Below are 14,444 nucleotides of genomic sequence, written 5' to 3'. Positions count from 1 at the left end.
TTACCAAGCTTTATAAAGGAATTATTTTGAACATTGCAAGTTTATTCATCAAATTTCCCCTGCTATTTTTCATGTTTGCTTTAACATTAACTGCCTGTAGTTCATGGTCATCAAACCAAGGTGTCATTATTCTTGATCTACGCGATAAAACCCATACCTATGTAAAAAGCCAAGATTTGCCAAACTATTATAAATTAGGAACAAGTGAACAAGAACTGCAACGATTTGAAACCTTTTGTGAACAAGAAATTAAAATTTCAAAGCATGATGGTAGCGAAGAGGTCGTTTTTGAAAACATTAAACATGGTATTCATGGGCAAGTTGAATTCAAAAAGTGTAGTGATAGGATCACTCGAATTTACCAATATTGATAAAATATGACTTATCTTGAGATATTACTAAGAATAATATTAACTGTTTCAAAGTTCTATTAAATCTTACTAGCGTTTCTGACAGTTTTTATTTATATTGTTCGCGTAAATGATAATATTTTTGGGAGTAAAAATAACTATGTACAAGCAAGATGTCACAATTACTGCATCGAATGGTCTTCATACCCGTCCTGCTGCACAATTTGTCAAAGAAGCCAAAAACTTTAATTCTGAAATTACAGTTACATCCAATGGCAAGAGCGCAAGTGCTAAAAGTTTATTTAAATTACAAACTTTAGGTTTAACACAAGGAACAACAATTACAATTTCTGCTGAAGGCGAAGATGAAAAAGAAGCGGTACATCATCTAGTAAAATTAATTCCAGAATTAGAATAATAACTCCCAATTAGCTATGAACAGTTTTAAAATTGAATAAGGATCAAATGTTATGGTATCAGGTATACTTGTTTCTCCCGGTATCGCTTTTGCAAAAGCGTTATTATTAAAAGAAGAGCCTATTGTTATTAATAATAAACAAATTCTTGATAACAAAATCGATGCAGAAATTGAACGTTTTAAAGAAGCTCGTCAAAAGTCGAGCGAGCAACTTAACGCTATCATGGAGCGAGCTAAATCAACATTAGGTGAAGATAAAGCGGCTATCTTTGAAGGACATATTATGCTTCTTGAAGATGAAGATCTTGAGCAAGAAGTTATTTCACGAATCCAAAGTAAACACTCAAGTGCTGATGCCGCAGTACAATCTGTATTTGAAGCACAAGCAAAAGAGCTTGAAAATTTAGACGATGAATATCTCAAAGAACGTGCGGCAGACATTCGTGATATCGGTAAACGATTACTGAAAAATATTTTAGGCATCGAAATTGTCGATTTGAGTGCAATTAGTCAACCTTGTATTTTAGTTGCAACGGATCTTACACCGTCAGAAACCGCTCAATTAAATTTAGAAATGGTGTTAGGCTTCATCACTGATGCAGGTGGACGCACTTCACACACATCAATCATGGCTCGTTCATTAGAAATACCAGCAATCGTAGGGACATCTAATGCAACACAAGAAATTAAACAAGGTGATTTTGTTATTCTAGATGCCATCAATAACGCAATTTACATCAATCCGGATCATTCAACTCAAGAAAAACTAAAACAAGTTCAAGCAAAATATCTTGCCGACAAAGAAGAACTCGCTAAATTGAAAGATTTACCAGCTGTTACCCTTGATGGGCATCAAGTGGAAATTTGTGGCAATATTGGTACCGTACGCGATATCGCTGGTGCAGAACGTAATGGTTATGAGGGTGTTGGTCTTTATCGTACTGAATTTTTATTCATGGATCGTGAAAGTTATCCTGATGAAGAAGAACAATTTAAAGCGTATAAAGAAGTAGCACAAGCGACTAATGGTTTATCTGTCATTGTCCGTACTATGGATATTGGTGGTGATAAAGATGTTCCTTATATGCATCTTCCGAAAGAAGAGAATCCATTCCTAGGCTGGCGAGCGATTCGTATTTGCTTAGATAGAAAAGAAATACTCCATGCTCAGTTGCGCGCTATTTTACGTGCATCAGCATTTGGTAAACTTCGTATTATGTTCCCAATGATTATTTCTGTTGAAGAAATTCGTCTATTAAAATCAGAAATCAATATTCTAAAAGAACAATTAAATGCGGAAGGTAAAGCATTTGATAAAAATATCGAAATTGGTGTCATGATTGAAACGCCAGCTGCTGCGGTAATTGCACATCATTTAGCGAAAGAAGTTGATTTCTTTAGTATTGGTACTAATGATCTAACGCAATATACATTAGCTGTTGATCGTGGTAATGAGCTTATTTCACACCTTTATAATCCACTTTCACCATCGGTATTAACTTTAATTAAGAAAGTTATCGATGCGTCTCACCAAGAAGGTAAATGGACAGGTATGTGTGGTGAGCTTGCTGGTGATGAAAGAGCCACTATATTATTACTTGGTATGGGGCTTGATGAATTCAGTATGAGTGCGGTATCTATTCCGAAAATTAAAAAATTAATTCGTAATACTAATTACCAAGAAGCGAAAAAATTTGCAGATACAGCATTAGAAAAAGCAACAGCTAAAGAAATTCTTGATTTAATACAAACTTATACCGCTGAAAAGCAAATTTGTTAGGAGACAACGATGGGACTGTTCGATAAAATAAAGCAATTTGTGTCCGATGATAGTAAAAATAGCATCGAAATTATTGCGCCACTAAGTGGTGAAATTGTCAAAATCGAAGATGTACCTGATGTGGTTTTTGCTGAAAAAATTGTCGGTGATGGTGTTGCAATCAAACCTTCTGGGAATAAAATTGTTGCGCCATTAAGTGGTAAAATTGGCAAAATCTTTGAGACCAATCATGCTTTCGCCATCGAATCAGACGAAGGTATTGAGCTTTTTGTGCATTTTGGTATTGATACAGTAGAACTTAAAGGTGAAGGTTTTACACGTATAGCAGAAGAAGGTCAGCAAGTTAAAGTAGGTGATACAATTATAGAGATTGATTTACCATTACTGGAAAGTAAAGCAAAATCAGTCTTAACACCGGTTGTCATTTCCAACATGGAAACCATTGCCGAACTAACTAAATTATCGGGTACTGTCGAAGCAGGAAAAACACCAATAATGCGAGTTAAGAAGTAATTACTTATCTTGATTTAGCTATAAAAAAAACCTTCAGTCCAAAAACTGAAGGTTTTTTATTTATTCCACTATATTGAATCACTGAAATCAGATTAACGCCACTTTTTATACTGATTAATTAAGTTATTGGTTGATTGGTCGTGAGAACTTACCGGCTTATCATCAGCCAATTCAGGTAAAATTCGACCCGCTAACTGCTTGCCAAGTTCAACACCCCATTGGTCAAAACTGAATATATTAAGAATAACACCTTGTGTGAAGATTTTATGTTCATACATCGCAACTAATGCACCGAGAGTATAAGGAGTAATTTTTTTCACTAAAATTGAATTAGTTGGTTTGTTACCTTCAAATACTTTAAATGGCACAACGGATTTAACTTCATCTAAACTTTTACCCGCTGCGATAAACTCTTGTTCAACTTGCTGCGCTGTTTTACCAAAAGCCAATGCTTCTGTTTGAGCAAAAAAGTTAGATAACAATTTTGGATGATGGTCCCCAACCGGATTATGGCTGATAGCTGGTGCGATAAAATCACAAGGGATGAGCTTGGTACCTTGATGAATGAGTTGATAAAACGCATGTTGCCCATTGGTTCCTGGTTCGCCCCAAATGATTGGACCAGTTGTATAAGTTGTTTTATTACCATTACGATCAACACTTTTACCATTTGACTCCATATTTCCTTGTTGAAAATAAGCAGCAAAGCGATGCATATATTGATCATAAGGTAAAATAGCTTCGGTTTCAGCACCACAAAAGTTATTGTACCAAAGCCCTATTAACGCGAGTAATGCAGGAATATTTTTATCAATTGGCGCGCTTTGGAAATGTTTATCCATCGCATGACCGCCAGCTAAAAATTGTTTGAAATTATCAAATCCAATGGATAACACAATCGATAATCCGATTGCTGACCACGATGAGTATCGCCCACCGACCCAGTCCCAAAATTCAAACATATTAGCTGTATCAATGCCGAATTTTTCAACTTCTTTGGCATTAGTCGACAACGCGACAAAATGTAATGCAACCGCTTTATCATCTTTTGCTGCATCAAGTAACCATTTACGTGCAGTTTGCGCATTAGTCATGGTCTCTTGCGTGGTAAACGTTTTAGATGCAACTAAAAATAAGGTAGTTTCAGGATTTAATCCTTTAAGAGCTTCAACAATATGCGTACCGTCAACATTAGAGACAAAATGCATTGTTAAATGATTTTTATAAGGACGCAATGCTTCAGTAATCATGACCGGACCAAGATCCGAACCTCCAATTCCGATATTCACCACATCGGTTATCGCTTTACCGGTATAACCTTTCCACTCACCACTAATCACTTTTTTACTGAATGACTCCATTTTAGCCAGTACAGCATTAACGTCATCTATGACATTTTTTCCGTCAACATAAATCGGAGTATTTTCTACATTACGCAATGCTACATGTAAAACAGCACGGTTTTCAGTACGGTTAATTTTTTCACCACTATACATCGCTTTAATTGCGCTATTTAAATCACATTCTTGTGCCAATTTGTAAAGAATGTCCAATGTCTCTTGTGTTACACGATTTTTTGATAAATCGACCAAAAATTCATCTTCAAATGGAATACTGAGTTTTTCAACACGATTAGGTTCATCTTTTAAGATCTGTGCAATGGTTTTATTGTGGTGTTTTTGGTAGCTTGTTTGCAGTGACTTCCAAGCGGAAGTAGTAGTTGGATCAATTGACTTTAACATAATAAATTCCTTAAATAATATAGCATTACTAACCATAATATAACTATGACTAACATGATGCAAGATAAGGATCTTTTATCTTTTATTTTTAAATTAATCACGCTAAAAATTTGTCGAAAGAACCATCTAATATTGCTTTCAAACAATTTTTTAATTTTCCTTCTGCAACATTATCATTGGCTTACCAAATATTAAGTTTTTGGGTTGTGAAGTTCGGCAAATTCTTGTACTAAGTTTGATGGCGTTATTACTGGGGGATTAAATACCAAACAATCGGCAACACCACCGGCTATCTGTCATCCCTTCGCTCCACAAGCCGACTTTTTGCAGTATTTTAATAAATTTACTTGCCTTCACTATAGATATAGACAAGATAACAAATTGACTAACACCTATAGCTAAAGCCCCGTCGATGAAACTTTAGTGAGTTGTATAGGAATTGAGCGTTTCGCCAATCGGTTTATCATTGATAATTTCTGCATAAACCTGAAGTAAAAAATGGAAATACACAATTAATTAAGGTGTTATCTCATAAAACTATGTACCTCGTATACAGCCTAATGACAGAAAAAATTTACTTTATAAAACAGACATCAAACTACATTTAGATAGATAGTGAATGATTAACACCAGAACAGTTAATTTATTACTATTTCTTTAATTGAAGATAAGATTTATTTTCAATTAATCATCAATAGTTAAATTACGTGTAGTTAAATCATATGGTGTTAATTGATAAACGTAATAGTTCAGCCAATTACTAAATAATAAATAAGCATGACTACGCCATGTCGCTTTGGGTGCTAAATCAGGATTATTGTCAGGAAAATAGTTATAAGGTATTTGTGGATTAATACCGGCTTTTAAATCACGAAAATATTCATTAGCTAACGTGAAAGAATCATATTCCGGATGGCCTGTTACAAACGCCATACGTTTATCTGCTGTTGCCATTAAATAAGGTCCGGTTATCTCAGATTCTGCCAAAATGGTTAAATCAGTATAATTTTTTATTTTATCAACAGGAAAATCAGCATAACGCGAATGCGGTGCTAAAAAAGTATCGTCAAAACCGCGTGTTAAAATGGCATTAGGCTGAGTGATTTGGTGCTGATAAACCCCAGATAGTTTTTGCGTGCGTGTAAATTTTGGCAAATCATATAAAGCATTTAACGCTGCTTGTACCCCCCAACAAACAAATAGGGTGGAAGTAACATGATCTTTTGCCCATTTGATAATTTCAGTCAATTTAGGCCAATAAACAACATCTGAAAACGCAACTTTGCCTAATGGCGCACCGGTAATAATAAGCCCATCAAAATTCTGATCTTTTATATTATCAAAATCACAATAAAAACTATTTAAATGCTCAGCCGGCGTATTTTTTGATTCGCGTTGATCAATACGTAATAACTGGATATTGACTTGTAAAGATGAGTTGGAAAGTAATCGTAAAAATTGATTTTCAGTCTCGATTTTTTTAGGCATTAAATTAAGAAAAAGAAGCTTGAGTGGACGAATTTCTTGAGTATTGGCTCGAGATGAAGTCATAACAAATACATTTTCATTACGTAATACATCAACCGCAGGTAATGAGTCAGGAATACAAATTGGCATAACAAAAGCTCCTAAAAACAATAAGTTATTTTTAAACACCTAAAATAGACGTCTAGAAATCCATATAGCTAAATATAGAGTGTTTTATATCATTTGTCGAGAGTTTTATTTAATCAATGAGATAACATAATTCACAAAAAATCATGGGAATAGTTAACAGGTATTATAGGATAGATGAAAGCTTAGCAAGCTAAAAATAATATAATAAAAATCAATACGCGTTAAAAAGCTCGGGTATCGGTGCGCCAGCTATCTGCGGTTAACGCTTCACCAAAATAACTATTAATTAATTTTTGGGTAATATCGCTTAACGGCGATGCTAACACTTCTGCTGTGTTACCATACTCAACAACATCTCCATTATGCATGACTAAAATTTCATCACTAATATGCTTCATCATACCAATATCTTGTGTGACATAAACATAAGAAATATTATGCTCGGCTTGTAGTGATAACATTAAGTTAACAATTTGAGAACGCATTGAAATATCTAACGCCGCTAAAGCTTCATCAAGAATAATGACTTTGGGTTTTAATATTAATGCTCTAGCTAATGCGACTCGCTGCTTTTGCCCCGCTGCCATAACCGAAGGATAATAAGCCGCATGCTCAGGTAATAGCCCAACTTGTTTTAATACATCACTAATTAATTTTTCACGTTCATGAGCATTATATTTAGTATTATGTTTTAAAGGTATTTCTAACAATTGACCAATGCGTAATCTTGGATCAAACGAACTTTCAACATGTTGAAATATCATGCGAATAAGTTGACAGCGATAATGATAATCACCATATTCAACCTTATTACCATCAAGCCAAATATCGCCACTATCTGGTTTTATCATACCAACCAACATTTTAGCCAATGTTGATTTTCCCGATCCATTTTGCCCAATAATGGCTAACGTTTTTCCTTCATTTAATGAAAAAGATACTGGATTAACAGCATTAATTAGCAGCGTACCCAACAATCCCTTAGGTATTTTAAAACGCTTAGATAAATTACGCACTTTCAGTATTGGATTCATGATCTGTTCCTATTTTATATAACTACTCATCCATATTTAACGGAAAATGACAAGCAACAGAATGATCTTTTATCGAAATAAGGTCAGGTGCTTGAATACATTTTTTTTGAGCATAAGGACATCGTGGACCTAAACGACAACCGATAGGTAAGTGTTCGAGTGATGGAATTACCCCCGGAAGTGTATTTAATGGGCTTTTATGTGGCATAGCTTTACCAAAATCAGGAATAGCATAAATTAAAGCTTGAGTATAAGGATGATAAGGCGATTTAATTAAATCTTCGCTGTCAGCAATTTCGACCGTTTGCCCACAATAAAGTACATTAATCCGGTCGGTCCATCTGGTGACCATCTGTAAATCATGACTAATAAGTAAAATCGTCGTACCAATATTTTGATTCATACTAGCAAGTAATCTAAATATTTGCGCTTCTGTTGTTGCTTCCATCGCATTAGTTGGTTCATCTGCAATTAATAGTTTAGGTTGATTGGCTAACGCAATGGCAATCATGACTTTTTGACACTCACCTTCGGTTAATTCAAACGGGTAAGATTTTAATATCTCTTTGTGGTGTTTAATACCTACTCGGTGCAATAATTCAACCGCGCGATTTTTGCGCCAAAATAACCGTTGCCACCAATGTCCTTTAAAGGTTCTTCTTGGAATTGCATCAATTAATTGCTGGCCAATTTTCATAGACGGATCTAAACAAGATTGTGGTTCTTGAAATATCATCGAAATATGTGCGCTAATGACCTTCCGACGTTGCTTTGTCGTTAGTTTAAGTAAATCAATATCATTAAAATAAAAACGATCGGCTGAAATCTTCCAATTATGATTGGTCACACCCAAAATGGCTTTAGCAATCAGACTTTTACCTGAACCTGATTCACCCACTAATCCACGAATTTCACCTTCTGATAATTTCAAATTAACACGATCTATTGCGCGTAATCGCCCATCAGGGGTGATGAATTCAATGGTTAAATTGCGAATATCTAACAAAGCCATAATTAATGTCCTGCTCGACGGCCATATAAACCAAAATTGAATAGATAAACAAAAGTAATTGTTGCAGACACCGCTAAACCAGGAGCTAGAAATGCTAAATAATTACTATCAATAATATCTTTCATCTTAAACATCATCATACCTAAATCCGGTCGTGAAAGATCGTTGGCAAAGCCTAAAAAAGTGATAGTCGTTATAGCTAAAATAATTGAACCAAATAACGAAACAATTTCAGTCAAATATACAGGTAAAATATTAGGTAAAATATAATGATTTAAAATTGTAAATGGCGATAAGCCATCAAGACGATATGCCGTAATATAAGTTTTATTCCATTCATTAATTGCCCGTTGATGAATATTATAAATAAAACGTGGCGTATAAGATAAACCAACGACAAATAACATATTGGTTATATCATCTTTCCATAATAAGCTAATGACAATCACACCTAATAGTGGTGGAACAACCATACAAAATCGAAAAATAAATATGATAAATGGGCGTATAAACGAAACAAAAAACATGAGGTAATTAATTAAACCACCAATCACTACCACATAAAATACCGCTTTTAGTGTCATTGATATTGTGGAACGATATCCAATAAGCAGATAATCAAAAATATCTTGCCCATTAGCATTGGTACCTAAAATATGATTCAAATCTCCATTTGCCCACCAAGCTGGCGGTAATAATGTTGGATAAATAGGGTTTAAATTGGCATGAAAAAACCACTTCGTTGATAACGCCACAAAAGCTATAGCTAATATGCCATAAAATCCGACAATTGAATAAAGATTACTATGCAGTCGATTAAAGCATAACTTTATGTTTTTAAATAATTGTGCAAGCTTAGACATAGTGTTCCTTATGGCGCAAAGGATAGATAGCCATTGCCGTAATATCGCCTAATAAGGTGAGTAGACTTATTACAGTACCACAAGCAAGAATCGCAATAGAAATAATAAAATAATTATGGTGATGGTAAGCAATCATCACCCATTGCCCTAATCCAACTCGGTTGAATAGAATTTCAATCACCATTGTTGAAAATAATAGTGTTGTTGTATTGTAAGTCAATTGTGGAATTGTCGCAGGAATCGAATTAGGTAACAAATGGCGACGTAAAATTTTAAAAGGTGATCGCTCTCGAATAATAGCCATTTTGATATAATTTTGTCGTGAAGTACTTTTAACATTTTGGCTGACTAACTGAATTGTCATAATGCTCGGTTGAATGGCTAAAATAATGATAGGCAATAACAAATAATGCAACTGATCAAGCAGAGCGGGTAATTTGGCTTTTTTAGATGAAATTAATATATCCAACAAAGAGGTACCAGTAGTAGATGGTGATACATTAAAATTCATTGATACCGACCAAGTAGGCGATAACAAATACATAATAATGATAACCAGCATAACGATTGGGCAAGAATATAGCAATAAGCTACCTAAACGAATGGTGGTATTTAACCAGTTAATATTGCTTAAACCCAGAAAGATACCTAAAGGTAATCCAACAAACAAAGCGACCAATAAAGCCAAAATACAAAGTTCAAATGTGGCCAACAGTGTATGAAAAAACGGCACTGTTTCACCTGTCATCAATTTAAACTGCCCTTGAAGTAATTGCTTAAAAAAAGCACTGTAGGCATCAGCAAAACTTAGACTATTGAAATTAAACATTGAATTAGGCGCAAAATAGACTAAACAGAAGCTAATCTGAGCCAATACGCAGATAATAAATAAAAACGTCACTATTTTTTTGAAAATATAGATAATCATTGTTTATCTTTATCGCTAGTATAAATAAAACACGGTAGTAGCTATTACCGTGTTTTATTTGGTTGATTGATTAATCTGGTATAACCGGTTTACTTGCTGCGGCATAAGCATGATCTTGTGCACTTAAACCGCCAGCATTACCTTTTCCTTGATAATGATAATCAGCATCTTGACGTGATTTTATACCCATTTCCGATATCACATAATCAGGTGCAGGAGCTTTTGTCATCACTGACGAAGAGTAGCCGGTTGAATGCGTGATTGTATGATCCAATTTACTTTCATTGGTATTTTGTTCGACATCATTAAAATCAAACTGCAAATTACCTTCAGTTTGATTTGATACTGACACCGTATCATTAACCACTGCAACATGACTTGCTACTTGATCTTCTTTAATAATAATTGGTAATAATAATGAAGGTATCACCGGCACAGCAGTATTAGGTTCATCCTGAGTCAATTGACTATAATCAATCGATACGCGTCCTAAAGCTAATTCTAATGATGCCGCAGCAAACGGTAATGGCATTGGTGACTGCTTAAGTTCAGTATTTTTAACTCGTCGCTTATTACGTTGACCATTCATACGTAAATGCCTTGATGTACGTCGTTGGCGTTTAGGTTGTACATCAGCAATAACATTATTATCCGTTGGTTCAGCGGCGATAACTGGCAACAATAAAGTTGGAATAATTACTCTTTCATTGGTTATTCCACTTTCAATTTGATGTTGAGTAATTGTCTCAGTATTTTTCACGCGAACGCTTTTGGTTAATGTGCGCTGTTGTCGTCTTGGTTTAACCTCTTTTGGTTTACTTGGTGCTGTTTCGTTCGCAACTTTATCTGCTTTCGTTGCATTAACAGCCGTTGCCGAATTTGCATTACTATTTTGTTTACTTCGACGATTATTATTTTTATTATTCGCTTCTTTTACTACAGCATCAGAAGAAGATGGCGTTGCCACTAACTCATTATTGGTGTTATTGACAGTATTATTTTGACGATTATTACGTTGACGTCTGTTATTTGAACGCTGATTATCGCGTCGTTTGGTCGGTTGAGGTTTAACTTCTGGCTGTGGCTTTTCTTTTTCACCTACAAATAATTGGCGTATTTTACCGAATAACCCACCGAAAAAGCTTCCTGAATTTTCAGCTTTTTTAGTTTCAACCTTAACTTTTGTAATAGTACTAGCTTCGACTTTAGGACCTGATAATACCGCTTGTTCAACAACCACTTCCGTTGCTTGATCCTCTTCCTCTTCTTCAAGTTCACGAATCAATTTTGGCAGATTATAACTTAGTACATCAGTCTCTTCACCACTTCGTTTACGAATCACTTTATAAAGTGGTGTTTCCATCTCTTCATCACCGGCTATGACAATTTTTACATCGGGATGCATTCTTTCAATATTAGTGATGGCGCGACGTTTTTCATTAAGTAAGTAACTGGCAATAGGAACGGGAACAATTACATCAATCTGAACAGTATTATCCTTCATTGCCTCTTCTTGGATTAATCGCAAGATAGAAAGTGATAATGAATTATTATCACGAACCGTACCCGTCCCTTGACAACGAGGACAGATATGATGCGTGGCTTCTCGTAATGAAGGACTTAAACGTTGACGTGACATTTCAAGTAAACCAAAGCGCGAAATACGAGTGGTTTGAATCCTTGCACGGTCAGTTTTCATCGCTTCTTTTAAACGATTTTCAACTTCGCGTTGGTTACGAATCGGAGTCATATCAATAAAATCGATAACAATTAACCCACCTAAATCGCGCAAACGTAACTGACGGGCGATTTCCTCTGCGGCTTCAAGGTTAGTATTAAACGCGGTTTCTTCAATATCACTACCACGAATTGATTTGGCTGAGTTAATATCTATCGCAGTTAAAGCTTCAGTTGCATCAATAACAATCGAACCACCAGAAGGTAAGCGCACTTCTCGCTGGAATGCTGATTCAATTTGTCCTTCGATTTGGAAATGATTAAATAATGGCACATCACCATCATAAAGTTTTAACCGGCTAACATATTCTACTCGCCCTAAATCAACAAGCCGTTTTTTAGCAATCTCAAGCACTTTAGGGTTATCAATTAAGATATCACCCACATCATCACGCAAATAATCACGAAATGCTCGAGTAATAATGTCACTTTCTTTATGAATTAGGCTCGGCGCCGGATGATTTTTCGATTCGTTTTGAATCGCTGTCCAATAGTTAACTAATGCATCTAAATCTTGCTGTAACTCTTCTTGGCTTTTACCTACACCAGCAGTTCTAGCAATAACGCCCATACCTTTAGGTTTTTCAATCGCATCAATAATGCGTTTTAAATCAGCACGCTCTTCACCTTCTATTCGTCGTGAAACTCCACCTGCACGAGGATCGTTTGGCATTAAAACTAAATAACTTCCCGCTAAACTAATGTAAGTGGTGAGCGCTGCACCTTTTTTGCCGCGAATTTCTTTTTCGATTTGAATTAAAACTTCTTGGCCTTCTTGTAAATTTTTAATACTTCGACGACCAGTCACGTTAGAGGGGAAATAGCTATCAGCAATCTCTTTTAGGGGTAAAAATCCATCACGTTCACCACCATAAGAAACAAAAGCAGCTTCCAAACTTGGATTAATTTTAGTAATTTTGCCTTTATAAATATTGGCCTTTTTTTGCTCATGCCCAAGACTTTCGATATCTAAATCATATAAGCGTTGGCCATCAACAAGAGCAACACGCAGCTCTTCTTGCTGCGTTGCGTTGATTAGCATTCTTTTCATTATTCTACACTCTTAATTAATCTTAATTAATTGTAGGTAGAACCTTACTATTAATAAGTGCTTATTTTCACAATGATCATTAATGGTACTTAACTAAATATTTTGATACGGTATTCATTATTTTAGTTGTGTTATTTTTGTTATTATTTTATGTGAATCCAATATCATTTACACAATATCTATACAAAATTTTAGGCATCATTAGAATTCAAAAATCTTGTATACTTTTTGAACCACTCCTAAACATATAATTCATCGATATTATTACTTTGGTTAATTTGCAAACCGCAGTGAGGTTATCAACCTTGGCTAACAAACTAAATCTTTATGTGATTGTTTAAAATAAACATATTATTTAATTATAATGATTCTACTTACGCTATTTTATTTTTGATAAATTGTAATGTCTAACGCCATTGCTGCATTACAAGGATAAAAAAATCCTGTCTTATTATTAACGTTTCAGCAAAGGATAGCAAGTAAATTAAACTTCAAATTTTATAAACAGTTAGCAATTTATTTTAAATGCTTTATAAATACTGTTGAGTCTATAGTCAAAAACTAAGCTTATCCCCAATATACTTTATACTAAAACATCATATTAACCTGAAATATTTTTACAGTTTTTTTATTCTGTGATTAATAGCTCAAAATTAAAAATCAAAGTTCACTCGCTTAGTGCATATCTAAATCGATTGAGTATAATGACTGCCAAACAATGGTTAAAGAGAACACCTTAATTTATGGATAATTGTGAAAAAAATGCATTGGTCGACTTTACTTCACGTTGGATACAGCAATTTGATGACGCACCGCATAATGACGAACTCCACGCTCTGCCCTCTCCTTGTATTATAAAAACCCAAAATTTATCGGTTTATTGGCAACCTTTTTTATTACAGCCGCCTAAAAATCTAATGATTATTGAACAAGTCGTTGGTCTTAAATTACACGCAAGTGCTCATCTTTTTTATGGTAGCCAATATGCTGGCAATATGAGCGCAATATTTGACAATATTGAATTGCTCTTAATACAAGCTTGGAATGATGATGATTTTTCGATTCTGGAACAAAATTTAATTGCGCATTTAACCCAACAAAAAAAATTAAAAAGGATCCCCACTATTTTTATTGCGTCAACCAATGACAGTACCGAAATTATTGCAATAAATAATTTAACAGGTGAGGTCGTCAAAGAAGATTTGATTAGTGGTGAATTAACAACGTTAAGTCAGGATTTAACCGCTTTTTTAAATAAATTAATTGTTACTTGTTAAACAATAATTGTATACCAATGACGCATTAATTATATAGATAATATACAAAATTAACTATTATCGAAATTGTATCTTACAAAATAATGTGTATATAATGCATTGAAAGTCATTAGATCAGATAG

The 14,444-nt window shown here is 34.5% G+C and carries 12 protein-coding genes; 5 read left to right on the top strand and 7 right to left on the bottom strand.

From position 1 onward, the window contains the following. Positions 1-26 precede the first annotated feature (26 nt). From A9G09_RS06685 to crr, 4 genes are all read left to right on the top strand, one after another. Complete coding sequence (locus A9G09_RS06685) at positions 27-371, top strand: hypothetical protein (RefSeq protein WP_065634097.1); 345 nt, start codon at positions 27-29, stop codon at positions 369-371. A gap of 139 nt (positions 372-510) precedes the next feature. Beyond that, complete coding sequence (gene ptsH / locus A9G09_RS06680) at positions 511-768, top strand: phosphocarrier protein Hpr (RefSeq protein ID WP_065634096.1); 258 nt, start codon at positions 511-513, stop codon at positions 766-768. A gap of 52 nt (positions 769-820) precedes the next feature. Next, complete coding sequence (gene ptsI / locus A9G09_RS06675) at positions 821-2,548, top strand: phosphoenolpyruvate-protein phosphotransferase PtsI (protein ID WP_065634095.1); 1,728 nt, start codon at positions 821-823, stop codon at positions 2,546-2,548. Positions 2,549-2,557: 9 nt separating this feature from the next. Further along, the gene (gene crr, locus A9G09_RS06670) at positions 2,558-3,061 is read left to right on the top strand and encodes a PTS glucose transporter subunit IIA (protein ID WP_065634094.1); all 504 of its coding nucleotides are present in this window, start codon (positions 2,558-2,560) and stop codon (positions 3,059-3,061) included. 92 nt (positions 3,062-3,153) lie between these two features. On the opposite strand, the gene pgi is transcribed toward crr, so the two are convergent. From pgi to rne, 7 genes are all read right to left on the bottom strand, one after another. Beyond that, positions 3,154-4,803, bottom strand: a complete 1,650-nt coding sequence (pgi, locus tag A9G09_RS06665; RefSeq protein ID WP_065634093.1) for a glucose-6-phosphate isomerase — start codon at positions 4,801-4,803, stop codon at positions 3,154-3,156. A 684-nt stretch (positions 4,804-5,487) separates the two neighbouring features. Further along, complete coding sequence (gene metA / locus A9G09_RS06660; RefSeq protein ID WP_065634092.1) at positions 5,488-6,420, bottom strand: homoserine O-succinyltransferase; 933 nt, start codon at positions 6,418-6,420, stop codon at positions 5,488-5,490. Between the two features lie 221 nt (positions 6,421-6,641). Beyond that, entirely contained in the window at positions 6,642-7,457 is an 816-nt protein-coding gene (locus A9G09_RS06655; protein ID WP_141671540.1) for an ATP-binding cassette domain-containing protein, read from the bottom strand. A gap of 19 nt (positions 7,458-7,476) precedes the next feature. Then, positions 7,477-8,466, bottom strand: coding sequence for an oligopeptide/dipeptide ABC transporter ATP-binding protein (locus tag A9G09_RS06650; protein WP_065634090.1), 990 nt, complete (start codon positions 8,464-8,466; stop codon positions 7,477-7,479). A 2-nt stretch (positions 8,467-8,468) separates the two neighbouring features. Further along, positions 8,469-9,329, bottom strand: a complete 861-nt coding sequence (locus tag A9G09_RS06645; RefSeq protein ID WP_065634089.1) for an ABC transporter permease subunit — start codon at positions 9,327-9,329, stop codon at positions 8,469-8,471. After that, positions 9,322-10,257 carry an ABC transporter permease subunit gene (locus A9G09_RS06640; protein WP_065634088.1) on the bottom strand — a complete coding sequence of 312 codons (936 nt, stop codon included), beginning with the start codon at positions 10,255-10,257 and terminating at the stop codon, positions 9,322-9,324. The genes A9G09_RS06645 and A9G09_RS06640 overlap by 8 nt, the downstream gene beginning before the upstream one ends. Positions 10,258-10,327: 70 nt before the next feature. Further along, positions 10,328-13,045 (bottom strand): ribonuclease E, encoded by a 2,718-nt coding sequence (gene rne / locus A9G09_RS06635; RefSeq protein WP_065634087.1) that lies wholly within the window; start codon positions 13,043-13,045, stop codon positions 10,328-10,330. A gap of 743 nt (positions 13,046-13,788) precedes the next feature. Between rne and syd the strand changes: the two genes are divergently transcribed. After that, on the top strand, positions 13,789-14,322 hold the full coding sequence (syd, locus tag A9G09_RS06630; RefSeq protein ID WP_065634086.1) for a SecY-interacting protein: 534 nt from the start codon (positions 13,789-13,791) through the stop codon (positions 14,320-14,322). The last annotated feature ends 122 nt before the right edge of the window (positions 14,323-14,444 follow it).

The sequence above is a fragment of the Gilliamella sp. wkB292 genome, assembly GCF_001690235.1.
In the GTDB taxonomy this organism is placed as follows: Bacteria; Pseudomonadota; Gammaproteobacteria; order Enterobacterales; family Orbaceae; genus Gilliamella; species Gilliamella apicola_F.
This window is presented reverse-complemented; position numbering and strand designations above follow the sequence as displayed.

Excerpts from the sequence above, each read along its gene's own strand:
- ptsH (WP_065634096.1), top strand. The coding sequence starts at position 511 with ATGTACAAGCAAGATGTCACAATTACTGCATCGAATGGTCTTCATACC.
- ptsI (WP_065634095.1), top strand. The coding sequence starts at position 821 with ATGGTATCAGGTATACTTGTTTCTCCCGGTATCGCTTTTGCAAAAGCG.
- crr (WP_065634094.1), top strand. The coding sequence starts at position 2,558 with ATGGGACTGTTCGATAAAATAAAGCAATTTGTGTCCGATGATAGTAAA.
- pgi (WP_065634093.1), bottom strand. The coding sequence starts at position 4,803 with ATGTTAAAGTCAATTGATCCAACTACTACTTCCGCTTGGAAGTCACTG.
- metA (WP_065634092.1), bottom strand. The coding sequence starts at position 6,420 with ATGCCAATTTGTATTCCTGACTCATTACCTGCGGTTGATGTATTACGT.
- A9G09_RS06650 (WP_065634090.1), bottom strand. The coding sequence starts at position 8,466 with ATGGCTTTGTTAGATATTCGCAATTTAACCATTGAATTCATCACCCCT.
- A9G09_RS06645 (WP_065634089.1), bottom strand. The coding sequence starts at position 9,329 with ATGTCTAAGCTTGCACAATTATTTAAAAACATAAAGTTATGCTTTAAT.
- A9G09_RS06640 (WP_065634088.1), bottom strand. The coding sequence starts at position 10,257 with ATGATTATCTATATTTTCAAAAAAATAGTGACGTTTTTATTTATTATC.
- rne (WP_065634087.1), bottom strand. The coding sequence starts at position 13,045 with ATGAAAAGAATGCTAATCAACGCAACGCAGCAAGAAGAGCTGCGTGTT.
- syd (WP_065634086.1), top strand. The coding sequence starts at position 13,789 with ATGGATAATTGTGAAAAAAATGCATTGGTCGACTTTACTTCACGTTGG.